The following is a 22,973-nucleotide window of genomic DNA, read 5'->3' as shown; positions in this document are numbered from 1 at the left end:
TCATCCTTTCGTGCATTTGACTGCCAGCCAGCGGCCAGCCAGCTTGCGTTGTAACAACAAGAATTCGCCGGCCAGTTCATGTTTCAACAGGAACAGACCGGCCAGCCAGCACAGCAAGGTGACCAGCGCCGTGCCCGTCAGCGCCAGCAGCGCCGGCGTATCAACAGGCAGCCACAGCAGCGCAGCGAGGGGCACCACGCCGCTGACGCCGCACAGCAGCAGGCTTTTGCGCACGGCCCGCGCCAGGGTGCGCCAGTCGAGTGCGCTCAAGCGCCGCAGACAGCCATACACCAGCCAGCTGCGCAGCACATTGCTGAGCACCACGGCCCAGGCCACGGCCACCAGGCCGAATGGCGCCGCGGCCAGCAGCAGCGCCACTTTGCTTGCGCCCGCCCAAGCATCGAGCCGCACCTGCGCATGCAGCTTGCCCGTCGCCACGAACAGGTAGCGGGCCATGCTGAACATGCTATACACGGCCGAGGACAGGCACATGATGCGGATCAAGGGCACACATCCTAGCCATTGCGGGCCATACAACACCTTGACCAGGGGCAAAGCCATGCAGGCGAGGAAGAGAAAAAACGGCCAGGCCAGCGCCGTCATGTAGCTGATGGTGCGCAGATACACGAGTTCCGCCCCGCCCTGCCCCCCCTGTCCTCCACCTTCCCGCGCGCGCGCCGCGAACAGGGGAAACACCACGGGAGAAATGGCGCTGGTGATGGCCTGATTAAAAATATTCAGTACGCTTTGCGCCTTGCCGAACAGGGCCAGGCTTTCAATGCCAATCAGCTTGCCGATGATCAGGTCCGGCGCCGCCACGCCCGCCTCGTCGACCAGACCGCCGCCCGTCGCATAGGCGCCAAAACGGGCGATATCGCCCATGCCGCGCCGTCCCGGCAGCCACGGCAGTTCGCGCGGTCGCACCAGCAGGCTGACTGCCAGCGAGGCGCAGGAACCGGCCAGAGCCGCCCATACCATGCTCATGTAACTGTAGCCCTGCAGCGCCAGCAGCACGGCCACCAGCAGGTTGACCACGCTATTGGCCCCGTTGATGGCGTAGATGGCGCGAAAGCGCAGTTGCCGGCGCAGCATGGGCAGTGTCAAGGCGCTGAACGGGATCAGCAGGAAATTGATGGACAGCAGCCGCAGCACGAGGGTGAGCCGGGGTTCTCCATAGAAATGCGCGAGCGGCGCACTGGCCAGCAGCACCAGGCCCGCCAGCAGCCAGGCGACAAGCAGGCTGGTGGCCAGTGCAGCGCGCAGTTTCACGGCATCGAGCTGCTTTTCCTGGATCAGGTATTGCCCCACGCCAAAATCGCGCACCACTTGCGCCAGCGCCACCAGCACGGCGCCCAGCGAATACACGCCCACTTCGGCCGGCGTCAACAGGCGCGACAGCACCATGGTGGCGATGATGCCCAGCAGCAGCACCGTGTATTTCTCGGCAAATGAAAACAGAAACGAATGGCGGGTGGCGCTCATGCGGGCCGCCCGCACCTACACCAGGCCCGCATAGAACTGCCGCAACTGGCGTTCCAGGCGCGGCATCGAATAGCGCTGCACGGTTTCTTCGCGCGCCAGCCGTCCCATGCGGGCGCGCCGGGGAGTGTCCATCAGCAGTTGTGCGACGGCCGCGCAGGCGGCGTGCTCGTCATCGAGCGGCAGCAGCAAGCCGCCTTCACTATCGTGCAGGATGTCGCGGGTGCCCGGCACATCCGTCCCCACGGCCGGCACGCCGCAGGCCATGGCCTCAATCGTGGCGATGCCGAAGCCCTCGTTTTTACTCAGCAGCACATGCAGGTCGAAGGCCGGCATCAACAGCTCGACGCGCTGCCGGAAGCCGGCAAACACGATTCTGTCCTGCAAACCCGATTGCTGCGCCTGCAGCCGCAGCATGGCTTCCAGCGGCCCCGTGCCCACCAGCACCAGATATAAGTTGGGGAACTGCGGCACCAGCCTGGCAAACAGGGCCAGCAGCGCTTGCGGGCGCTTTTGCGCGGACAATCGCGCCACGCAGCCGAGCACCAGGGCATCCGGCGGCAGCCCGAGTTGCTTGCGCGCCTGTATTCTCCGTTCGGGCGAAACAGTAAAAGTGTCCGTATCGACGCCGTTGGGAATCACGGCCAGCCGGGTCTGCGGCGCCAGCATGTCGCGGTACAGGTCGAGGAAATGCCGCATGGCCGAGTCCGACACGGCATACACGCCTTTGACGCTGCGAAACGCCTCTTCCAGCCGGGGCCGCTGCCAGTCGCTGAAGGTTTCCAGGGGAAACGCGTTGTGCACGCTAATCACGGCCGGCAAGCGGCATTGCCGCGCCAGCCACAGGATGGAAGCGCCATATGCCGTCCAGCAAAACGCCACGTGGACGAGGTCCGGCCGCAGCCGCCGCAGCCGCCAGGCGCCCGTGACCCTGGCGCGCAGCCAATTCCAGCGGCGCCACGCCCAGTGTTCGAGAAACAAGGGCGGCTCGTACACGCGCACTTGCATCTGCCTTGCGCGCAAGTCTTGCGCCCAGGCAGCAAAACCGGGAAAGCGCCGCAGCGCCAGCACGCTGTCATAGCCGCTCGCGCCCAGCATCTGCGCCTCTTGCGCCATGCGCAGCTCCATGCCGCCCAGCTCGCCCGAATAACTGCTGATGACGATGCGCGGCAGGCGTTTTCTACGTCCGCGCCACGCTTCATGGAAGAAGCCGCGCAGCCAGGCGCGTTCCCACTGGCGCAGGAACAGCTCGGCATGGTCGCGCCGCAGCCAGGCCCGCACGGCGCCGAGCGACTCGCGCACGTATCGGCCCAGCATCCAGCGCGGCACGCCCAGCCATTCCACGCTGGGCGCGAAGGTCGCCAGCCGGCATTGACCCCGGCCAAACAGCATGGCGCGGCGCAGTATCCAGGCGCGCTGCACTTGCTGTGGGCGGATGATGTGCGCCACCCTGGCCTGCGGACGGAACCAGGAAGGATTGCCGGCCGCATGCATCTCCAGGTTGAGCCGGGTTTCGCTGCCCATGGCGTAATTGCTCCCCTGCGGGCCGATGCTTTCGTCATAGCGGGCGCCCGCCTCGAAGATGCGGCGGCGTATCGCCATGTTGGCGCCCCACACCAGGCCCGGATAGATGGGCGCGTCGCGCAAATCGGGGCTGGTAATGCCCCACGTCAAGCCGACAGGCGTCAGGCGCAGCAGCCAGTCGGCCGGCTGTTCGCGCCAGGCGGGCACGATGGCGCCGCCGAACAGGGCGTAGCCGGGGTGATCGCGCGCGCAGTCCTGCAAGCGGCACAGCCAGTCGGATGCAGGCATGGCATCGTCGTCGCCAAAGACGAACAACTCGCTGCCATCGCCGTTTGAGCGCAAGGCGTGTTCGACGGCCCCATTCAGGGCGGGACTGCGGCCGCGCCGCGTCACGTAGAGATAGCTCAAAGGCAAGCGGCCGCGAAAGGCGGCGATCACCCGGGCCGTGGCATCCGTGCTGCCATTGTCGGCGATAACCAGGCGCCAGCCGCCCACGGGCGAACGCAGCGCCATGTAGGCGCGCAATACCTGGGGCAAAGTGCCGGCGCCATTGTAGGTCGCCATGAGAACGGTCAACAAGGACATGCCTCCTTGGTCTTACCATGACAAAACTATGCATCAAGCAGTATTGATCCAGTGTACTGAGCCTGCCCGCCAGCCCGTTGACAGGCATCAAGACCTTGCCAAGCCGGGCAACACCAGGAGCGTCCCCCTTCATGCGCGACATACTGATTACCATCATCATCCTCGGTTCGCTGCCCTTCATCCTGAAGTCACCGGCCATCGGCGGCCTGATGTGGGTATGGGTCAGCGTGATGAATCCGCACACGCAAGCCTGGGGCTTTGCCACCCACTTGCCGTTTGCCTTCATCATCGCCATCGCCACCATGCTCAGCCTGATGGTGACGCGCGAGCCGAAAAGCCTGCCGCTGACGCCCGTCAGCGTGCTGCTGCTGCTGTTCGTCGGGTGGATGAATGTCACGGCCCTGTTCGCGCTGCTGCCGGCATCGTCATGGATACAGTGGAACAAGGTCATGAAGATCATGCTGATGAGCTTTGTCATCATGATGGTGATACGCACGCGGCGCGACATCGTGCGCCTGATCTGGGTGCTGGTGGGCTCGCTCGGCTATTACGGCGTGAAAGGCGGCATTTTCACCATCCGCAGCGGCGGCACGGAGCGGGTCTGGGGCCCGGAAGATACCTTTATTGGGGACAACAATGCATTGGCGCTGGCACTGATCATCACCATCCCCCTCATGTATTATTTGCAGCAAAACACGGACAAACGCTGGGTGCGTCACGGCTTGTCCGCAGCGATGCTGCTGTCGGCGCTGGCCGCGCTGGGCTCGTACTCGCGCGGCGGCCTGCTGGCCATCGCCGCCATGGGCCTGTTCATGTGGCTGAAAAGCGACCGCAAGCTGGTGCTGGGCGCGCTGCTCGGCGCCGTCGCGCCCCTGCTGCTGGCCTTCATGCCCGAACGCTGGGCCGAACGCATGGACACCATCAATACCTACCAGGACGATGAATCGGCCATGGGCCGCCTGAATGCCTGGCGCATGGCATGGAACCTGGCGCGCGACCGCTTTCCCGGCGGCGGCTTCGACGTCTCCGACGCCGGCATCTTTGCCCGCTATGCACCGAATCCCATGGACGTGCACGCGGCGCACAGCATCTACTTCCAGGTGCTGGGCGAACACGGCTTCGTCGGCTTGCTGATTTACCTGGCGCTGGGCATCGCCACCTGGCGCACGGCGGGCGCCATCATCCGCCGCACGCGGGGCCAGCCGGAACTGCGCTGGGCGCACGGCCTGGCCACCATGAGCCAGGCCAGCCTGATCGGCTTTGCCGTGGGCGGGACCTTCCTCAGCCTGCTGTACTTCGACATGCCGTACTACCTGATGGCCGCCCTGATCGCCACGCGCATCATCGTCGAGCGGCAGGCACCAGCCCCGACGGCGCGCCAGGCCCGGGCCAAGGCCAGAGCCGCCATCGCGGAGCAGCCATGAGCGCCACCTTGTCGATTCTGATCTACCACCGCGTGCTGGCGCGGCCCGACCCGCTGTTTCCCGGCGAAGTCGATGCACAGCTGTTCGAGCGCCAGCTGCGCCTGGTGAAACGCTTTTATGCGCCGCTGCCGCTCGCCGAGGCCGTGCAGCGGCTGCAAGATGGCAGCCTGCCCGCGCGCGCCGCCTGCATCACGTTTGACGACGGCTATGCCGACAATGCGCAAGTGGCCTTGCCCTTGCTGCAGCGCCACGGCTTGCACGCCACGTTTTTTATCGCCACGGGCTACCTGGACGGCGGACAGATGTGGAACGACACGGTGATCGAAGCCGTGCGCCAGGCGCCAGGTCCCGTGCTCGACTTGCGCGCACTCGGGCTGGACTGCCTGCCCGTCGCCGATCTGCCGCAGCGGCAAGCGGCCATCGCCACCTTGCTGGGCCAGCTCAAGTACCTGCCATTCGCCCGGCGCCAGCAGTTGGCCATGTTCATCCACCGCCAGGCCGGCGCCACGACCGGAGCGCCAGCCATGCTGAGCACGGCGCAACTGCGTCAATTACAGGCGGCCGGCATGGAACTGGGTGCGCACACGCTGAGCCACCCGATATTGTCCACCTTGCCGGACCACGCCGCGCGGCTCGACATCGCCAACGGCAAGCATCGGCTGGAAGCATTGATACAGGCGCCCGTCACCGTGTTTGCGTATCCGAACGGCAAGGCCGGGCGCGATTACGGCGCATCCCACGTGGCAATGGTCCACAGCCTGGGTTTCAAGGCGGCCGTGGCGACGGACTGGGGCGTGGCGCGCCCCGGCGCGGGGCTGGACTTGCTGCAGCTGCCCCGCTTTACGCCGTGGGATCGAGGACGGCTGGCGTTTCTGTGGCGCTTGCGGCAAAACCGCCGGCAAGCGCACCGAGCGCGCCCGGATGCTGGCTGAGCCACTGTTCCAGCATCAGCAGCAGCCACACCATGGTGCCGTGATAGGCCGGGTGTTCCGCCAGCAAGCGCCCTTGTAAATCGTCGATGAAGGCGGGCCGCACGATGCCGCGCCCGCGCAGTTGCGTCAGGTTATCGAACGCAAACTCGCGCAGCGGCGCATGGCTGTGCAGCCACTGGCCAAAAGGCAAGCCGAAGCCGTGCTTTTTCTTGCGCACGATGGCCGGCGGCAGGATTTCCGCCAGCGCCCGCTTGAAGAAGGGCCGCAGCTGCCTGCCGTCGAGCTTGTCGCGCGGCGCCAGGCGCGCCGCAAACGCCACCATCGCATCGTGCAGGAAGGGAAACGCCGCTTCCACGCCCGCCAGCTCGCACGCCTTGCGCACCTTGAACAGGTCGTTGTCGGCCAGGGTAAAGCGCATGTCCAGCGCCAGCAACTCATTGATCTGGCTCAAACCCTGACCCTGCCGCTCCCAATACGCGCCATTCACGCAGCCGGGCGCCATGCCCGGATCGATGGTATCGATAAAGCCCGCTTCCAGCACCGTGCGATGACCATGGCGCAGCAGCAGGTTGTAGCCGTCGAGGCGGGCCGGCAGCGGCAGGCTCGCCTGCTCGATGTAGCGGCGCGCCTTGTCGCCCAGCCGCCACGGCTTGCCCCTTTGTTGGCGAAAGAGCAGCGGCTCGATGATGGCCTGGCGCAGCATGACGGGCAAGCGTTCATATTGCGACAGCAAGGCCTGGTGCGCATAGCGCTCATTGCCTCCAAACAATTCATCGCCGCCATCGCCACCGAGCAAGCGGGTTACTCCATCCTCGTGCGCCATCTGCGCGCAATAGTAGGCGGGGATGGCCGAGGCATTGCCGAAAGGCTGGTCGAAGATGGCCGCCATGGCGGGAATCGCGGCCAGCACGTCTTCTGGAGTCACGTAGCGCTCGTGGTGGATGCTGCCCGCGTGGCTGGCGGCCAGGCGCGCATACGCCATTTCGTCATAGCCGGGCGCGTCAAAGCCGATGGAATACGTGCGTGCGGGCCGGCCCGTCACCTGCCCCATGATGGCAGCCAGGGTGGAACTGTCGGTGCCGCCGCTGAGAAACGCCCCCGTGCTGGCGCTGTCGTTGCCCAGGCTGCTTTCCACGGCCTGGCGCAGCAGGCGCAGGAATTCCTGCTTGTTGGCGGCAAAGCTGGCTCGCGGGCGTGCAGCGCCTGGCTCCTGGAAGGCCAGCTGCCAGTAGCTGCCCTTGCATTGCCTGCCGCCGCGCACATGCAGGTATTCGCCGGGCAGCAAGCGCTGCTGGCCCAGGTAAGCCGTGCCCGGGCCGGGCACCATGTGGAAATACAGGTAGTGATACAGCGCTTGCGGATCGAGCGCGCCCCGCACGGACGGATGCGCCAGCAAGGCGTCCATCGACGAGGCAAAGAACAGGCCTTGCGCATTGCTTGCATAGCTGAGGGGGTGGATGCCGGCACGGTCCACGGCCAGCAGGGCCGAGCCGGAAAAAGCGTCGAGGATGGCCAAACAGAAAGGCCCGGACAGGCTGGCGCAGGCGGCCACGCCCCGGCTCAGCCACAGGGACGCGAGGCGGCTCGCCACGTCGTCGGCCGAACCATCGAGCACGGGCCGGCCCCAGATGGCCACTTGCAAGCCATCTTGCTGATATACATGGCGACTGCCGTCGATGGCGGCCACGGCCACACCGCCCACTTCGCTCAGGCTGGCGGCGCCGGGCGCGCCATCGAAGCGCGACAGCGGTGCGGCCATGCCCGCCAGCACGGCCAGCGCCGCGCCATCGGCTGGCGCAACACTCTGCGCCGCCAGCCAACCGCACAGGCCGCTCATACGAGCACCTCGGCCGGCAAAGGATGGCCGAGAAAGGCCGTCGGGCTGGCCGTCAAGCCATAGGCGCCCGACTGGAACACCACCACCAGATCGCCCTCCTCGGCGCGCGCCATTTCCATCTGGTCGGCCAGCAAGTCCAGCGGCGTGCACAACGGCCCCACGACGGACGCCACTTCGCGCACCCCGCCCTGCAGCCGGTTGCCGATGGCGACCGGGTAATTCTTGCGGATCAGCTGGCCAAAATTGCCGGAAGCGGCCAGGTGGTGGTGCAAGCCGCCATCCGTGACGAGAAACACTTGCCCATGCGATAGCTTGCGCTCAATCACCTTGCACACATAGATACCGGCCTCGGCCACCAGATAGCGGCCCAGTTCCAGGTTCAGGCGCGCGCCCGGCGCCGCCTGCGCCAGCAGATCGAGCTGCCGCTGCAAGCCTGCGGCCACGGGCGCCAGGTCCAGCGCCTGGTCGCCGGGAAAATACGGTACGCCGAAGCCGCCGCCAATATTCAAGGTGCGCAAGGGCGATGGCGCGCTGTCGGACAGCTGCAGGGCCAGTTGCACGCTCAGCGCTTGCGCTTCCACCAGGGCCGCCGCCGACAGGCTTTGCGAACCAGCATACAGGTGAAAGCCGTGGAAATCCAGGCCCAGCTGGCCGATGCGCCCCAGCAGCGCCGGCACCAGGGCCACATCGACGCCAAACGGCTGCGCGCCACCGCCCATGCGCATGCCCGTGCGGCGCAAGGCGAAGTCGGGATTCACGCGCACGGCCACCCTGGCCGTCACGCCCAGCCGTTCACTGGCCAGCGCCAGCCTTTCCAGCTGCGCGCCCGATTCCACGTTGATCAAGACGCCCGCCGCCACCGCCCGCGCCAGTTCGCCATCGCGCTTGCCCGGCCCCGCAAAACTGATGTGTTCGGCCGCCATGGGCGTATCGAGCGCGGTGGCCAGTTCACCACCCGAAGCCACGTCGATGCCATCGACCAGGCCCGCCAGCCACTGCACCACGGCCGGCATGGGATTGGCCTTCATGGCGTAGTGCAGGTGCACTCCGGCCGGCAAGGCGGCGCGCAGTTCGGCCACGCGGCGCGTGATATGCGCGCGTTCATAGACATAGAACGGCGTGCTGCCCACCCTCTGAGCCAGCCGCTGCAAGGCTACGCCGCCGACCTGCAGCATGTCGTTGTCCACGGCAAACTGCTGGCCCAGGGAAGAGTGCAAAGGCAATTGCGTGCTATTCGAGCGTATCAAATCCTTCATGCCACCTCTCCTGATTGGACCGCATATGCACGCGCCAGTTCCCTGGCCAGCAAGGGACGGTCGATCTTGCCATTCGGATTGCGCGGCAGCACGCCGTCGCGGATCTCTACCCACAGCGGCACCATATAGCTGGGCAAGCGGGCGCGGCAGGCGGCCAGCACCTTGTCGCGTTGCAATTCGACACCGGGCGCGGGTGTGACGAGCAAGGCGATGGCCTGGCCCAGCACGGCATGGGGCAGCCCCAGCGCGACCGCCTCGCCCACCAGCCCGCTTGCATACGCGACTTCCTCGATCTCGGCCGGGCTGACCCGGTAACCGGACGTCTTGATCATGTCATCGCTGCGCCCCACGAAATACAGATAGCCATCCGCATCGCGGCGCACGGTGTCGCCCGACCAGACGGCCAGTTCCGGCAGCACCAGGCCGCTCGCCTGCGGCGGCAGCGGCTTGAAGCGCTCGGCCGTGCGCGCCGCATCGTTCCAGTAGCCAAGCGCCACCAGCGCGCCACGGTGCACGAGTTCGCCCGGCTCATCGGCGTCGCACACGCTGCCGTCGGGGCGCAGCACCAGCACTTCCGCATTCGGGATCGCTTGCCCGATGGAATCGGGGCGCCGCTCCAGCTGTTCCGGCGCCAGATAGGTGGAACGGAACGCTTCCGTCAAGCCATACATCAGGTAGACCTGCGTGCGCGGCAGCGATTCGCGCAGCTTGTCCAGGGTGGAGCGCTGCATCACGCCGCCCGAATTGGTGATGTAGCGCAAAGGCGTGGACAGGGGCCAGCTCAGCTGCGACAGCTGCACCCACAGGGGTGGCACGGCGGCCAGACCCGTGATGGCTTCCTGCTCCACGGCTTCGACGATGTCGCGCAGCAGCAGATAGTTCATCAGCACGGCGCAGGCGCCACTGGCAAACGCCGTCGTCAGCTGGCTCAGGCCATAATCAAAGCTGAGCGGCAGGACGCACAGGATGCGGTCCTGCGGCGTATTGCGCAGGTAGGACGACACGCTGAGCGCGCCGGCCAGCATGTTGCGGTGCGACAGCACCACGCCTTTCGGCCGCCCCGTACTGCCCGAGGTATATAAAATGGCGGCCATGTCCGTGTCGATCACCGTATGCCACAGCAGTGGGAGTGCGGGCGCGGGCGCGGTGGACAGGCCATGCCACGGCAGCACGCGGACCTTGCCCAGCATCGATTCCGCATCGCCTTCGCCCGTCAGCAGCACCGTCTGCAAGTCCGGGCAGGCGGCCAGCGCGGGGCCCAGCTGCGCCAGGCGTTCGCGCGAGGTGACGAGGATGGCCACGTTGCAATCGGCCAGGATATACGCCACCTGGTCCGGCTTGAGCAGCGGATTGACGGGCACGAACACGCCGCCTGCCGCTGCCGCGCCAAACATGGCGCTGACGTTTTCAGGGCGCTTTTCCAGGTACACGGCCACGCGCGCGCCACGCCGCAAGCCCAGGGTCAGCAAGGTGCCAGCCACTTCGCGCACGGATTGTGCCAGCACGCCATAGCTGATTTCTTCGCCCTGCCAGGACAGGGCCGGCGCCTGGGCCGCGCGCTGCGCCGTCTCGAAGATCAGATCGTGTATCAGTGTCGCCATCGTGTCGCCCCCGGGTTGCCATGATTGCCATGCATTCCCCTATGATTCAGACAAACGGCCACAGCGGTCTTGATTTTGATCAATTAACAGTTTCAGCAACACAGCTTGAGCCGGCGCAAGACCGCCGTTGGCCGCTGCGCTCTAATGGACAGCGTTGGCTGCATAGCCGCCTCATCCCTTACCGCCATGGCCCTGTTTCCACAATTTCCAATGCTGCAACGGCTGAGCGCCAGCCTCAATGAGCTGGGCTGGCGCGACAGCGCCTGGCTGGCCGTGGCGCGCTTGCTGGAAAGCGTGCCGGGCGGGCGCTGCGCGCTGCACCGCTACCAGTTCGTCGCGCAGGCCGTGGCGCCCGGTTCGCTGTGCCGCGGGCGCGGCCAGGCCATCACCGTCACGCCCTGCCTGGAAGAAGCGGACTTGCCGCCCGGCCCCGAGCGCCGGCCCGGCGCGCTGCGCGAACGCTACCGGCAAGGCGCGCAATGCCTGCTGGCGCGCAGTTCGCACGACGCTGGCAAAGACACGGGCAAGGCCAGCATGGCTGGCTGGATCTGGCTGCTGCGCCACGGCTGCCAGGAAGACGAGGTGCGCGCCCGCTATGCGCTGGCCTCAAACCAGTCGTCGTGGGACCTGGACGTGTGGGTGCATCCCGCGCAGCGCGGCGGCCTGGTCTTCGCCCGCCTGTGGGAAGAAGCCAACGCCGTGCTGTATGCGCAGGGCGTGCGCTGGTCGTGCAGCCGCATTTCGCGCTTCAACCGCGCCTCGCTGGGCGCCCATGCGCGCCTGGGCACGCACGCGCTGGGCACGGCCACCTTTATCCGCTGCGGGCGCTGGCAATGGATGGCCGCCAGTCTGCCGCCGTATGTCCACCTGTCGCGCCACCCGGACGACATCCCCTGCCTGGCCTTCGATACCAGCCGCCTGCCGCACTACCCTTCCCTGGAGCTGACATGCCGCATCTTGAAGCAGTAAAACGCATCCTCGACACCACGCTGGGCTTGAACGGGCGCGCGCTGGAAGAGCACACGCCGCTCTTGGGCAGCGTGCCGGAACTCGACTCGATGGCCGTGATCGGCGTGATCGCCGCGCTGGAAGACCATTTCGGCATCACTGTCGCCGATGACGACATCCACGCGCGCCACTTCGCCACCGTGGGCACCCTGCACGACTTCGTGTTTGCACAGCTGCGGCCATGAACAGCGCCGCCGTCGACGCGCTGCCGCTGCTGCCCTTTTTCCTGCCCGCCAGCGGCGGCCAGCGCTACTGCCTGCTGCACCTGCCGCCGCCTGGCCGCAGCGCGCGCGGCGGCATTCTCTACGTGCCTCCGTTCGCGGAAGAACTCAATAAAAGCCGCCACGTGGCCGCCGCGCAGGCGCGCGCCTTTGCCGCCCTGGGTTACAGCGTGCTGCAGATCGACCTGTTTGGCTGCGGCGACAGCAGCGGCGACTTTGGCGAAGCGCGCTGGGACATCTGGCACAACGACCTGCACCTGGCTTGCGCGTGGCTGGCGCAGCGCGTCGACGGCCCCTTGAGCGTGTGGGGCTTGCGCCTGGGCGCCCTGCTGGCCCTCGATTTCGCCAGCCGCGCGCCGCTGCCGCTGGCGCGTTTGCTGCTATGGCAGCCGGAAACCGATGGACGGCGCAGCATCGACCGCTTCCTGCGCCTGCGCCTGGCGACCAGCATGCTGGCCGGCGGCACGCAGGAAGCACCGGGCCATGCGCGCGCCGCACTGGCACAGGGTGAATCTGTGGAAGTGGCCGGCTACCTGCTGGCGCCCGAGCTGGCGCTGGCCATCGATGGCGTCAGCGCAGCGGCGCTGCTGCCCTCGGTGCCAATCTACTGGCTCGATTACCAGGCACCGGAGCAAGCCGGCGCACCGTTGCCGCCGCTGGCGAGAACATGGCGCGAACAGGGCGCCGCCGTGCACGTGGCCAGCTTCGGCGACGGCCCGTTCTGGCACAGCGGCGAGCTGCTGGCGTGTCCGCAACTGCTGGCCGCCACGCGAATACTGTGCCGCGACTGGCTCGACGAGGAAAGGACGCCGCCATGAAGCGCGACAGCAATCAGCAGCACCTCGCAGGGCACAGCGTGCGCGAGCTGCCCCTGCGCTTTCGCAGCGCGGCCGAAGACGGTGAAGCGCAGGCGCGCATGGTCGGCATCCTCAGCCTGCCCGCCGCACCGGGCCCGCGCGGCATATTGATCGTCACGGGCGGCCCGCAGTACCGGGGCGGCAGCCATCGCCAGTTCGTCCTGCTGGCCCGCGCCCTGGCCGCGCAAGGCTGGCCCGTGCTGCGTTTCGACTTGCGCGGCATGGGCGACAGCGAGGGTAGCGCGCGCGATTACCGCGCCGCCGGTCCCGACATCGCCGGCGCGCTGGCGCAATTCTTCGACGCCGTGCCGACCTTGCGCGAAGTGGCGCTGTGGGGCTTGTGCGACGGCGCCACGGCGGCCGCCTGCCATGCGCCACGCGATGCGCGCGTCTATGCCCTGATCCTGCTCAATCCGTGGGTACGCAGCAGCGCCGGCCTGGCGCGCGCCACCTTGCGCCATTACTATTTGCCACGCCTGCTGCAAGGCGCGTTCTGGCGCAAGCTGGCCAGCGGCGGCGTACGCATGGGCGCCAGCCTGGCGTCGCTGCGGCAGGTGGTGGCCGCCACGCAGGCGCAGACGCAGGAAGCGCAGGAAGACGATGCGCCCGCGCCGGCCCTGCTGCGGGCGCTGAGGCAATTTCAGGGCAAGGTGCTGCTGATCCTCAGCGGCGACGACCTCGGTGCGCGCGAGTGGCAAACCCTGCTCCATGGCGACGGGGCCTGGCGCGCCGTGGCCGCCCGCGCGCAATGGACACAGGCGCAGATCGACGGCGCCAACCACACCTTCGCCAGCGCCGCCTGGCGCGGCGAAGTCGAACAGCTGTGCATACAGTGGCTGCAGTCATGGTAAGGACAACGCCAAAACGCGTGCTGATGGTCGCCTACCATTTTCCACCGTTCGCTGGCGGCAGCGGCATCCTGCGCACCCTGGGCTTCGCGCGCCATCTGCCCGACTGCGGCTGGCAGCCGCTGGTGCTCAGTCCCGCGCCGCTCGCGTATGCGCAGTGCGGTGATGCGCAACTGGCGCAGCTCGGTGCGCAAGCCACCGTGCGGCGCACCCTGGCGCTGGACGCGGCACGCCATTTCTCCATCGGCGGGCGCTATCCGCGCTGCCTGGCGCTGCCCGACCGCTGGAGCTCCTGGTGGCTGAGCGCCGTGCCGGCCGGCCTGCGCATGATCCGCGAATACCGCCCCGACGCCATCTGGTCGACGTACCCGATCGCCACGGCACACCTGATCGCGCTGACCCTGCAAAAACTCAGCGGCCTGCCGTGGATCGCCGACCAGCGCGACCCCATGCTCGATGACAGCGATCCGCTGGCGCCGTATCCGTCCGAAGTGCGTTTGCACCGCATGCATGCGTGGATAGAACAGCGCATCGCGGCGCGCAGCGCGGCCATCGTCTGCACCACGCCGGGCGCCATCGATGCGCACCGGCATCGCCTGGCGCAGGTGGGGCGCGAGCGCTTCCACCTGATCGAGAACGGCTACGACGAAGACGGCCATGACGGCAACCCTGCGCACACGGGCCACCGCAGCCGCTTCCTGCTGCTGCACAGCGGCGTGATCTACCCGTCCGAGCGCGATCCACAAGCGCTGTTCGAGGCGCTGGCCAAGCTGCGCCACGACGGCGTGCTGCATGCGCACAATTTCCAGCTGGTGCTGCGCGCCACGGGCCACGACGCATGGCTGGCCTGCCTGCTGGCGAAATACGGCATCCTCGATCTGGTGCGCCTGGAACCGCTGCAGCCGCACGGCGCGGCGCTGCAGGAAATGCTGGCCGCCGACGGCTTGCTGCTGCTGCAGGCGGCCAACTGCAATGCACAGATTCCCGCCAAGCTGTATGAATACCTGCGCTGCCGCCGGCCCATCCTGGCGCTGACCGACCTGGCGGGCGACAGCGCGGCCAAGCTGCGCCACTGCGGCATCGACACCATCGGCCAGCTGGCGTCCAGCGCCGACTGCGCGCGCGCGCTGCTGCGCTTCCTGGAACTGGCGCGCCAGGGCCGCGCGCCGCTGGCCAGTCCCACCGCCATCGCCCTGCAATCGCGGCAAGCCCGCAGCAACGCCCTGGCCGACTTGCTGGACCAGGTCAGCCACAGGAGAACAGCATGAAACACCTGATACTTGCCTGCGCCCTGGCCGCCTGCTGCGCCAGCGCCGATGCCGCCGCCTGCCCGCCCTACGTCAAGGGCAGCACGGGCGGCGACTACACGAGCGCGGACGACCGCAAGGGCCTGTCCGTGGTCGAACAATTCCATTTTTCGCGCGCCGTGGAAACACTCACGCAAGGCATGACGGGCAGCCTGGGCGGCGACATCAGCTACACCCTGGAACACTTCCCGAACCACCACCGGGCGCTTGCCTCGATGGCGAAACTGGGCTTGCGCCTGAAAAGCGCGCAACCGGTCGGCGCCCGCTACACGGTCAGCTGCTACTTCGAACGGGCGATCGCCTTCGCGCCGCACGACGTGACGGCGCGCATGGTGTATGGCAGCTACCTGCTGGCCACGGGCCAGGACGCCATGGCGCTGGAACAGCTGGACTCTGCCAGCCGCCTGGCGCCCGAGCAGGCCACCATCCAGTACAACCTGGGCTTGATGTATGTGAAAAAGAAGGAGTACGAGAAGGCCAGCGCGCACGCGCAAAAAGCCTATGCGCTGGGTTTTCCCCTGCCGGGGCTGAAGAACAAGCTGAAGGCGGCGGGCAAGTGGAAAGAACCGCCGCCCGCGCCGATTAGTGAAGATACACAACCGTCAGAACCGATACCCGTCCCGCCTTCAAAGTAAACTGTTAAAAATCCTAGTTTCAATTAAGCCAGTAACATTAATAACGTCTATCAAAATCAATTCCTAAAGAATCAATATCCTCGAAATCAGAAGATGAATCAGAAAGCTCCCGAAAATTATCATTCAACGCATCCATTCGTTGATGTTCCGATATTAAACCTTTTAGATATCGCTGCTCATTCCTCCCCCTGGTTGCAATAATGGCAAGCAGTGTATCTTTATATTTATCTACAGTATGTTCTTTCCCAATAACCTCATTAATTATAAAGTCAACTTTACCACCCAATCTACAAAACAATACGATAACGGGGCGCCACCATGAGGAAGTAAGCAAAGGAAGTATGTCGATACTACGATTATTATGAAGTTCTTTTGCGCTCAAAAATTCCTGATAACGTAAATGTCCAAATCCAAAAGCGCCCTCATCAGTCATTGGAACCAATATGTTACATGGATCAATTAATTCATTCACGGCTTTCCTTATTGCCTCACAACTTACCTTTGGCACTACGGAATCGAGCCCACGGATTGCAAATGTTTCTAATGATTCAACTGAAGCTGATCGTATATTTTGTATATGCAGTTGAAAAGCAATTTGGCGTGCAGTTGTCTCGAGCAAAGAATGATGACTATGAAGTCTTCTTGTTTTTTTGTGTATATCATAATGTCCGAGTAATAGCTTCATTCTTTCCTCGTACATGGCTAGTTCGCCACTCGGCAAAGGAACTTTATTTTCTGCCAACACACACAGAACTGTTGCAAGTAAAGGATTCCGAACTATTTCAGCAACACTATGTACTTTTGCAAGATGTTTGACTACATCACAAGCCATCTCAACATCTTCTTTGAACCATCCATTTACAAAGCTTGAAACCTGTGCGTCATTGAACGGCAAGAGCGTAAGGCCTAAGAAATTCCTAAGTTCTGGATAACTTCCAGTTGATCGAGCAGAAACAATAACTTGGCAATTATTATATTTTACGCATACTTCTTGTATCGCCGAAATAATCCATGGTGATCGCCTTATTACCTCGTCTATCCCATCAAATATAAATACGGCACGCTTTTTAGATTTTATCAGTGGAATTACTTCATTTTCATGAATGGCTGCTCCGCCACCAAAAAACTTCGATATGGCACGCTCCAATTTACTTATCCCAGAAATCTCATCATTATCATAGGATTCATCTCGGTGTAGGATACGTGTTAATGGAATCCAAAGAGTTATCTCGTCGGCTTTATCACTTGATGCCGCAGAGCTAGCATATCGGTGTAAAGTTGTTGATTTTCCTGCACCAGCTTCACCGTATACAGCACAGTGTATGCCCGTTGCAAAAACATCTTTTAGCGGCAAATGAATCCGCTGCCCGGCCGCTACTATTGCAAATTTTTGTGTATCATCCACACCCGCGGCATCGGCAAACAGTTTCTCGGATAGCACCAATTCCACAAGTTCAAAAATTTCTTGACACCTCAAGAAATACAACCTGACCTTTTCTCGCTGTTCGCCACCTACCGCTAATCTATCGGCCCCTTCAGTCACCCATTTTCTATACTCAATTAAAGCACCAGCAACTACGCCACCGTCAATTGTAAAATTAAAGGTTGGCTCCGAAACTTTCGAAGCTGCGGTAATTTCAAGACGGCTAAATAAATCATTAAGCTGTACAACATTTTTCAGAAGTGTTGTTAGCCGAGTGGTTGTAATTGCATTTAGAACAACGCTCTCATCACGCAATGCTTCAATATGTAACTCGGCTGCGGTAATTATTTCGCCTATTTTCTGTATTTTCTCTGAATTTATTTCGGTATTTGCAAACCAATTTGCATGTTGTCCTTCAAGACTATTCCGAACCAAACGTAACTGTAACAATCGAGAATACTCATCATCTGTAAGATCTCGAATTTTTTTTGTTGAAAACACAGCATTAGGACTATTTAACAAAAAAACTGTCTCAACAATATCTGCAGCTTCATCAATAATAAACTTAAGAAGATTTTCAATTTCATCGACAGTTACCCAAATACTTCTCAATAACTCTTGATTCTCCGGAGACTCCCAAATTTTCCAATTTTTCTCAAATTCAGTTTCAATATCAGCAATTGATGGCTCAATTAATTCTCGACCAGTCGCCTTAGTAAATATTTTGAATTTCTCACACAAAGATCCCCATCGAATCCTTGTTATACTTTGCTGAATTTTTTGCGGTGCAAAATTAAGGGCGAAAAACAACTTACTAGTTACTCTGCCAACACTAAAATCAAGATCACAGTAAAAGTCAGATATTTCTTTTTCATTTGCATAATTTAGAGCACTTAACAAATCGGAATTTGATAACCCGGCCAATGCTCCAGACTTAATAACAAACTCATCACCGCAGATAGTATCAGCCAAATGGGGTAACTGCCTTTGAAGCGAATCGACAATTAATGGCCCATCAAGAACTCTCACATTTTTTAATGAGAGAGCTGTTAGTGCTGCAAAGCGTGACTCTAACGCACGCACATCTATTTCAAAAGGAGTAATAAAATACACCTTATTGGGCTTTTGATAAATCCCTGATATCAATGGCACGTTTTCTTCCGAAGCTTGCTGAAGCTGGGTGATAATTTCAGATAAACTTCTACTATCAGAGGCGACAGCATTAGGTCGAGTTTTCTTCACTTGAACTACGGTTAATTCTACACTTCCAAATTCCCCGTCTTTTTTGCAAATGAGATCTTTCCCACGTTCGCTTGCCCCGCCATTATAATTGACTGTATATCCCAAAGAAGTAAACAGCGGCATTAGGATTTTTTTTGTAAAATCTAACTCCGACATATCCTGAATTTTTTTATAAGTAATTCTTTGCGCTGCGCAAGCATTACCGCCCCCTAGGAAAGTATTTTTCAATCACGAATAAAGTCGCGCAAGAATTCCGAAACCATCACTTCGACGCGCCATCAAAATAGGAAATTATTTTTAAATATCAAATAAATGGAATTGATCTAAAAATACCCACATTATTCGATAAGCATTGCATTAAAACCGCATTAATTATGCAGCTACGAAAATTCTTAAAATGAAAACATTTATAAATACTTAACTCTTCACGTAAAAGCAGTGCATTACTCCATCATTGGAAATATTTCCATCCACTAAATAAAATAAGATATTTTTGCGAAATGAAAGATTTTATGCTCAGGAGAAAATATGTGAAATTTAAAAATCACTATACCACTTTCAAATAGCATTCTTGAAAACTTTTTAAAATTTGAAACGACTATGATGTTTTTTCGGTGAGCTTGGAATGTAAACAATTCCCTGCGCCCCTATCTGGCGGATGAATTGAATTGATGTATATTATTTCTGCAGTTAAACCAACTTTAAGTGAAAATTACACTATGCCGCGCGGCCACGCTCCAATGCCCGGTCGGCGAGGCGGCCAGCGCGGCGGCCAGGTCGCGCCGCGACTGCGCCTTGTCGGCGGCCGCGCTGATGTGCACCAGTTCGGCCGGCTGCAGCACGGTGGCGGTCAGCAGCATCACCTCGCCATATGGCGTGTCGAAAGACGGGGGAAGCGTGGCTGTGCCTTGGACCAGCAGCACGCCCACCTGTTCGTTTTCGTCTTCGAGGCCTGCTGGCGCATCCTGCACGTCCAGCACCATCGACACGCTGCCGTGGCGCTGCAGCAGCAAGTCGATGGAACCGTGGTCGGCCACGTTCTGGCTGACTTGATAAATCACGTCGAACAGCCACGTTGCCTGCACGGGAGCGCCGTCGAAGGCGGCCAGCGGCGCTTCGATGCACACTTCCAGCAGGTGGCCGCGCGGCACAAACACATCGTCGTCATCTTCAAACGGGTCGCTCAAGCCGTCGCTGGCGATGATGATGGAATCGGCACGGCGAATCACCCTCCAGGCCTGGCGCAGCGATGGCCAGCGCGGGCCTCCCATGAAGGCGGGATTGAGCAGCGGCGCCAGCACGTCGGCGTCCATGGCGCCCAGGCTGGCATAAAAAGCGTCGCGCGCGGCGCAGGCCGTGGCCAGCATCTGCGCGCCCGCTTCCTTGCCGACGACGGCGTCGTCAGGTTGCGGTACTTGGGGGATATCGTTGTCGGGCATGAGATTGGCCTTTGAATTAGTCGGAGGGAGGAAAATCTTCGTAGGAACGGGGCAGATAACCCCAGATGCGCGCGACCTGGTCCCTCACCTCGAAATCGAAGCCGATGCGTTCCAGTTCCGGCACGATCCATACGCCATGGTCGATGATTTTCTTTGGCAGCAGCATGGCCACGTGTTCTTCCGAGGTCAGGCCGATGTCGAACCATTCCACGCCCATGAACGGGAACGGCGGGTGGTAATCCCATTCCGTGTCCCAGCGCGAGACGTAGCCGGACACGGAACCGTAGCGGTACGACGGCACCCAGTCGGTCCGCCCGCGCATGAAGGCCAGCAGCTCGTTCCACTTGCAGTCGTTGGCGGAACCGGCCAGGTTGCGCCGCGCGATGTGGCCGCGCAGCTTGCGCTTGATGTCGTCGCCGCCGGCGTCGGCCAGCGGCAGGCCCGCCATTACTTCGCCACCGGCTTGACTTTCGACGCGGCCAGCACGGCGCGCGCGCGGGCCGTGTCGATATCGTCGGCCGTGGCCAGCGCCACACCCATGCGGCGGCGGGCGAACGATTCCGGCTTGCCGAACAGGCGCAAGTCCGCGCCCGGCACGCTCAAGGCGTCGGCCACGCCGTCGAAGGCGATGCCTTTCGCTTCCAGCTGACCGTAGATGACGGCCGAGGCGCCGGGCGAACGCAGCGCCACGTTGACGGGCAAACCGAGGATGGCTTTCGCGTGCAGCTCGAATTCGCTCTGCACCTGGCTGGCCATGGTGACCATGCCCGTGTCGTGCGGACGCGGGCTCACTTCCGAGAACCACACCATGTCGCCCTTGACGAACAGCTCCACGCCGAACAGGCCCAGGCCGCCCAGGTTATCCGTCACCTTGCGCGCGATCTCGCGCGAACGCTCGAGGGCCAGCGGAGCCATGCGGGCCGGCTGCCACGATTCCACGTAGTCGCCGTGCACCTGCAAGTGGCCGATCGGCTCGCAAAACTGCGTTTCGATCTGTCCCGACGCGCCGACGGCACGCACCGTCAGCAAGGTGATTTCATAATCGAAGTCGATGAAGCCTTCGACGATCACGCGGCCCGTATCGACCCGGCTGCCGCTGGCCGCATACGCCCACGCCGCGTCCACGTCAGCGGCGCCATCGAGCTTGGACTGGCCCTTGCCCGACGAGGACATCACGGGTTTTACCACGCACGGAAAGCCGATTTCCTGGCATGCCAGCTGCAACTCTTGCAAGCTGCTGGCGAAGCGGTATGGCGAGGTCGCCACGCCCAGCGTTTCGGCCGCCAGCGTGCGGATGCCTTCGCGGTTCATCGTCAGCACGGCCGCGCGCGCGTTCGGGATGCAGGTGATTTGCCCGGCCGCTTCCAGTGCCGCCAGGGTCTCCGTGGCGATGGCTTCGATTTCCGGCACGATCAGATCCGGCTTTTCCAGGTCGATCAGCGCGGCCAGGGCCACGCCGTCGCTCATGTCGATCACGTGCGAGCGGTGCGCCACGGGGTGGCCCGGTGCGTTCGGATAGCGGTCGACGGCGATCACTTCCACGCCCAGGCGCTGCAGCGACATGATCACTTCCTTGCCCAGTTCGCCGGAGCCCAGCAGCATGACTTTGATGGCGGTGGAAGACAGCGGTGTGCCGAAGGTGCGGGGCGCGATGGTGCTGCTGGTGATGGTGCTAGTGGTCATGGCAGGATCTGTGGGCGGGTGGAAAGATGGCTGGGACTATAGCAAATGCCGGCCCTCTTGGACAGGGCGCGCCAACGGTGCAGCCGCTGGCGGCGGCACTTGCCAGCGCAGGCAGTCGATGCAATAATTGAGAATGATTCTCAGTTAACCATCATCCCTCATCGTCCTTGCCGCCATGAACCCTGCCGCACCGCCCGACCTTGCCACCCTGTACCGCGCCCACCACGGCTGGCTGCAGGGCTGGCTGCGGCATAAACTGGGCTGCGGCGCCGATGCGGCCGACGTGGCGCACGACACCTTCATGCGCCTGCTGCAGCGGCGCGAACGGCCGCAGCCCGCCCTGCGCGAACCGCGCGCCTACCTGACGCGCATCGCGCAAGGCCTGGTGATCGACCATTACCGGCGCCGCGACGTGGAATACGCCTACCTGCAGGCGCTGGCCGCCTTGCCCGAACAGACGGCGCCGTCGCCCGAAACGCAGCTGCTGATCATCGACACCCTGGTGCGCCTCGATACGGCGCTCGACGCCCTCAAACCGCGCGCCAGACTAGCCTTTTTGCTGGCCCAGCTGGACGGCTTGACGGGTCCCGCCATCGCCGCCAGGCTCGATGTCTCGCTGGCTACCGTCGAGCGCGACCTGGCCAGCGCCTGGCGCGCCTGCTACCGCGTATATTTCCAATGACCTTACCAGTGACGCCCGCAGCCTTGCCGGATGACCCCGTGGAGCAAGCCATCGCCTGGGCCGTGCGCTTGCAGATGCATGGCGCCACGCCGGATGCGCTGCATTCGCTGCAGCGCTGGCGCGATGCCGACCCCGACCACGAACAGGCGTGGCAGCGTATCGCCAGCATCGGCACTCAATTGTCCGGCCTGGCGCCGGAAGCGAGCCGCGCCACGCTCGACGCCAGCCTGGCGCGCCGCCGCCAGCGCCGCCAGGCCCTGAAAGTACTGGCCGGCATCGGCTTTGCCGGCACGGCCACCTGGTTCGCCATCGACGTGCGCGCCGACTACCGCACGGGCACGGGGCAGCGCCTGGCCGTGCGCCTGCCGGACGGCAGCCTGCTGCACCTGAATGCGGGCACGGCCGTCAGACTGCGCTTTGACGGCGCGCAACGGCTGCTGACCTTGCTGCATGGCGAAATTGCCATTACCACGCAAGCCGATCCGCAGCGCCGGCCGTTTCTCGTCGACACGGGCGAAGCGCGCATGCTGGCGCTGGGCACGCGCTTCACGGTGCGCCGCCTGGCTGGTGCCGACGGCGCCGATGGCACCGATGCCACGCTGACGCGCCTGGCCGTGCAGGAACACGCGGTGCAGCTGCAGGCAGCCGCAAGCGCTGTGCGGCCCGTGCTGGTGCAGGCCGGCGACAGCGTGCTGACGGATGGCGCGCGCATCTGGCGCGAGCCGGCGCATGACGATCCGGCCGCCTGGCTCGATGGCGTGATTGCCGCGCGCGACATGCCCCTGGGCCAGCTGGTGGCCGAACTGGCGCGCCACCGGCATGGTTTGCTGCTGTGCGATGCCGATATCGCCCGCTTGCCCGTTTCCGGCGTCTTCCAGCTGGACGATCCCGAGCGGGCCCTGCGCGTACTGCTGCAGACGCAGCCCATCGTGGCCGTGTACCGCACGCGTTTCTGGGTCACGCTGAAAAAAGCGTAAAAAAGATGAGGGG

19 protein-coding genes are annotated in these 22,973 nt (G+C 62.8%); 10 read left to right on the top strand and 9 right to left on the bottom strand.

The window, feature by feature from the left end:
• Entirely contained in the window at window positions 1-1,482 is a 1,482-nt protein-coding gene (locus C8C92_RS14640) for a lipopolysaccharide biosynthesis protein (RefSeq protein WP_116744362.1), read from the bottom strand.
• Window positions 1,483-1,497: 15 nt separating this feature from the next.
• A complete protein-coding gene (locus C8C92_RS14635; protein WP_243420214.1) occupies window positions 1,498-3,582 on the bottom strand; it encodes a glycosyltransferase in 2,085 nt (694 codons plus the stop codon).
• Window positions 3,583-3,719: 137 nt separating this feature from the next.
• Between C8C92_RS14635 and C8C92_RS14630 the strand changes: the two genes are divergently transcribed.
• Window positions 3,720-5,012, top strand: a complete 1,293-nt coding sequence (locus C8C92_RS14630) for a putative O-glycosylation ligase, exosortase A system-associated (protein ID WP_116744360.1) — start codon at window positions 3,720-3,722, stop codon at window positions 5,010-5,012.
• Window positions 5,009-5,944 carry a polysaccharide deacetylase family protein gene (locus tag C8C92_RS14625; RefSeq protein WP_116744359.1) on the top strand — a complete coding sequence of 312 codons (936 nt, stop codon included), beginning with the start codon at window positions 5,009-5,011 and terminating at the stop codon, window positions 5,942-5,944. Before C8C92_RS14630 ends, C8C92_RS14625 begins: the two co-directional genes overlap by 4 nt.
• Here the strand turns inward: C8C92_RS14625 and C8C92_RS14620 are convergent.
• The 3 genes from C8C92_RS14620 to C8C92_RS14610 are packed head-to-tail and all read right to left on the bottom strand — an operon-like array spanning window position 5,853 to window position 10,638.
• Window positions 5,853-7,781 carry an asparagine synthase-related protein gene (locus tag C8C92_RS14620; protein WP_116744358.1) on the bottom strand — a complete coding sequence of 643 codons (1,929 nt, stop codon included), beginning with the start codon at window positions 7,779-7,781 and terminating at the stop codon, window positions 5,853-5,855. The genes C8C92_RS14625 and C8C92_RS14620 overlap by 92 nt on opposite strands.
• Window positions 7,778-9,037 carry a pyridoxal-dependent decarboxylase, exosortase A system-associated gene (locus C8C92_RS14615; protein ID WP_099763866.1) on the bottom strand — a complete coding sequence of 420 codons (1,260 nt, stop codon included), beginning with the start codon at window positions 9,035-9,037 and terminating at the stop codon, window positions 7,778-7,780. The genes C8C92_RS14620 and C8C92_RS14615 overlap by 4 nt, the downstream gene beginning before the upstream one ends.
• Complete coding sequence (locus C8C92_RS14610; RefSeq protein ID WP_116744357.1) at window positions 9,034-10,638, bottom strand: acyl-CoA ligase (AMP-forming), exosortase A system-associated; 1,605 nt, start codon at window positions 10,636-10,638, stop codon at window positions 9,034-9,036. The genes C8C92_RS14615 and C8C92_RS14610 overlap by 4 nt, the downstream gene beginning before the upstream one ends.
• 210 nt (window positions 10,639-10,848) lie before the next feature.
• Between C8C92_RS14610 and C8C92_RS14605 the strand changes: the two genes are divergently transcribed.
• Genes C8C92_RS14605 through C8C92_RS14580 form a run of 6 tightly spaced genes read left to right on the top strand, consistent with a single transcriptional unit; the run spans window position 10,849 to window position 15,514 of the window.
• On the top strand, window positions 10,849-11,607 hold the full coding sequence (locus C8C92_RS14605) for a hypothetical protein (protein WP_116745967.1): 759 nt from the start codon (window positions 10,849-10,851) through the stop codon (window positions 11,605-11,607).
• The gene (locus C8C92_RS14600) at window positions 11,586-11,831 is read left to right on the top strand and encodes an acyl carrier protein (protein ID WP_099763868.1); all 246 of its coding nucleotides are present in this window, start codon (window positions 11,586-11,588) and stop codon (window positions 11,829-11,831) included. Before C8C92_RS14605 ends, C8C92_RS14600 begins: the two co-directional genes overlap by 22 nt.
• Window positions 11,828-12,685 (top strand): hydrolase 2, exosortase A system-associated, encoded by an 858-nt coding sequence (locus C8C92_RS14595; protein WP_116744356.1) that lies wholly within the window; start codon window positions 11,828-11,830, stop codon window positions 12,683-12,685. Before C8C92_RS14600 ends, C8C92_RS14595 begins: the two co-directional genes overlap by 4 nt.
• Window positions 12,682-13,575 (top strand): hydrolase 1, exosortase A system-associated, encoded by an 894-nt coding sequence (locus C8C92_RS14590; RefSeq protein ID WP_116744355.1) that lies wholly within the window; start codon window positions 12,682-12,684, stop codon window positions 13,573-13,575. Before C8C92_RS14595 ends, C8C92_RS14590 begins: the two co-directional genes overlap by 4 nt.
• 23 nt (window positions 13,576-13,598) lie before the next feature.
• Window positions 13,599-14,840 carry a glycosyltransferase gene (locus tag C8C92_RS14585; RefSeq protein ID WP_165829448.1) on the top strand — a complete coding sequence of 414 codons (1,242 nt, stop codon included), beginning with the start codon at window positions 13,599-13,601 and terminating at the stop codon, window positions 14,838-14,840.
• Window positions 14,837-15,514: an ABC transporter permease gene (locus C8C92_RS14580; RefSeq protein ID WP_207781006.1), complete on the top strand. Its 678-nt coding sequence runs from the start codon at window positions 14,837-14,839 to the stop codon at window positions 15,512-15,514. The genes C8C92_RS14585 and C8C92_RS14580 overlap by 4 nt, the downstream gene beginning before the upstream one ends.
• Window positions 15,515-15,551: 37 nt before the next feature.
• Here C8C92_RS14580 and C8C92_RS14575 read toward each other — a convergent pair whose 3' ends face one another.
• The 4 genes from C8C92_RS14575 to purT form a co-directional block, all read right to left on the bottom strand.
• The gene (locus C8C92_RS14575) at window positions 15,552-18,407 is read right to left on the bottom strand and encodes an NACHT domain-containing protein (protein ID WP_133250757.1); all 2,856 of its coding nucleotides are present in this window, start codon (window positions 18,405-18,407) and stop codon (window positions 15,552-15,554) included.
• A 473-nt stretch (window positions 18,408-18,880) separates the two neighbouring features.
• Complete coding sequence (locus tag C8C92_RS14570) at window positions 18,881-19,618, bottom strand: hypothetical protein (RefSeq protein ID WP_116744352.1); 738 nt, start codon at window positions 19,616-19,618, stop codon at window positions 18,881-18,883.
• A 16-nt stretch (window positions 19,619-19,634) separates the two neighbouring features.
• A complete protein-coding gene (locus C8C92_RS14565) occupies window positions 19,635-20,066 on the bottom strand; it encodes a DUF6678 family protein (RefSeq protein ID WP_116744351.1) in 432 nt (143 codons plus the stop codon).
• Entirely contained in the window at window positions 20,066-21,301 is a 1,236-nt protein-coding gene (gene purT, locus C8C92_RS14560) for a formate-dependent phosphoribosylglycinamide formyltransferase (protein ID WP_116744350.1), read from the bottom strand. The genes C8C92_RS14565 and purT overlap by 1 nt, the downstream gene beginning before the upstream one ends.
• Window positions 21,302-21,476: 175 nt before the next feature.
• Here purT and C8C92_RS14555 point away from each other — a divergent pair, with 175 nt between their 5' ends.
• On the top strand, window positions 21,477-21,983 hold the full coding sequence (locus C8C92_RS14555) for a sigma-70 family RNA polymerase sigma factor (protein ID WP_099763875.1): 507 nt from the start codon (window positions 21,477-21,479) through the stop codon (window positions 21,981-21,983).
• Window positions 21,980-22,960: a FecR domain-containing protein gene (locus C8C92_RS14550; RefSeq protein ID WP_116744349.1), complete on the top strand. Its 981-nt coding sequence runs from the start codon at window positions 21,980-21,982 to the stop codon at window positions 22,958-22,960. The genes C8C92_RS14555 and C8C92_RS14550 overlap by 4 nt, the downstream gene beginning before the upstream one ends.
• Window positions 22,961-22,973: the final 13 nt, after the last annotated feature.

Source organism: Janthinobacterium sp. 78, assembly GCF_003096775.1.
GTDB classification, from domain to species: domain Bacteria; phylum Pseudomonadota; class Gammaproteobacteria; order Burkholderiales; family Burkholderiaceae_D; genus Janthinobacterium; species Janthinobacterium tructae.
This window is presented reverse-complemented; position numbering and strand designations above follow the sequence as displayed.

What these genes read in the sequence shown, in the direction of transcription:
- C8C92_RS14640 (WP_116744362.1), bottom strand. Translation starts at nt 1,482, where the DNA reads ATGAGCGCCACCCGCCATTCGTTTCTGTTTTCATTTGCCGAGAAATAC.
- C8C92_RS14630 (WP_116744360.1), top strand. Translation starts at nt 3,720, where the DNA reads ATGCGCGACATACTGATTACCATCATCATCCTCGGTTCGCTGCCCTTC.
- C8C92_RS14625 (WP_116744359.1), top strand. Translation starts at nt 5,009, where the DNA reads ATGAGCGCCACCTTGTCGATTCTGATCTACCACCGCGTGCTGGCGCGG.
- C8C92_RS14620 (WP_116744358.1), bottom strand. Translation starts at nt 7,781, where the DNA reads ATGAGCGGCCTGTGCGGTTGGCTGGCGGCGCAGAGTGTTGCGCCAGCC.
- C8C92_RS14615 (WP_099763866.1), bottom strand. Translation starts at nt 9,037, where the DNA reads ATGAAGGATTTGATACGCTCGAATAGCACGCAATTGCCTTTGCACTCT.
- C8C92_RS14610 (WP_116744357.1), bottom strand. Translation starts at nt 10,638, where the DNA reads ATGGCGACACTGATACACGATCTGATCTTCGAGACGGCGCAGCGCGCG.
- C8C92_RS14605 (WP_116745967.1), top strand. Translation starts at nt 10,849, where the DNA reads ATGCTGCAACGGCTGAGCGCCAGCCTCAATGAGCTGGGCTGGCGCGAC.
- C8C92_RS14600 (WP_099763868.1), top strand. Translation starts at nt 11,586, where the DNA reads ATGCCGCATCTTGAAGCAGTAAAACGCATCCTCGACACCACGCTGGGC.
- C8C92_RS14595 (WP_116744356.1), top strand. Translation starts at nt 11,828, where the DNA reads ATGAACAGCGCCGCCGTCGACGCGCTGCCGCTGCTGCCCTTTTTCCTG.
- C8C92_RS14590 (WP_116744355.1), top strand. Translation starts at nt 12,682, where the DNA reads ATGAAGCGCGACAGCAATCAGCAGCACCTCGCAGGGCACAGCGTGCGC.
- C8C92_RS14585 (WP_165829448.1), top strand. Translation starts at nt 13,599, where the DNA reads ATGGTCGCCTACCATTTTCCACCGTTCGCTGGCGGCAGCGGCATCCTG.
- C8C92_RS14580 (WP_207781006.1), top strand. Translation starts at nt 14,837, where the DNA reads ATGAAACACCTGATACTTGCCTGCGCCCTGGCCGCCTGCTGCGCCAGC.
- C8C92_RS14570 (WP_116744352.1), bottom strand. Translation starts at nt 19,618, where the DNA reads ATGCCCGACAACGATATCCCCCAAGTACCGCAACCTGACGACGCCGTC.
- C8C92_RS14565 (WP_116744351.1), bottom strand. Translation starts at nt 20,066, where the DNA reads ATGGCGGGCCTGCCGCTGGCCGACGCCGGCGGCGACGACATCAAGCGC.
- purT (WP_116744350.1), bottom strand. Translation starts at nt 21,301, where the DNA reads ATGACCACTAGCACCATCACCAGCAGCACCATCGCGCCCCGCACCTTC.
- C8C92_RS14555 (WP_099763875.1), top strand. Translation starts at nt 21,477, where the DNA reads ATGAACCCTGCCGCACCGCCCGACCTTGCCACCCTGTACCGCGCCCAC.
- C8C92_RS14550 (WP_116744349.1), top strand. Translation starts at nt 21,980, where the DNA reads ATGACCTTACCAGTGACGCCCGCAGCCTTGCCGGATGACCCCGTGGAG.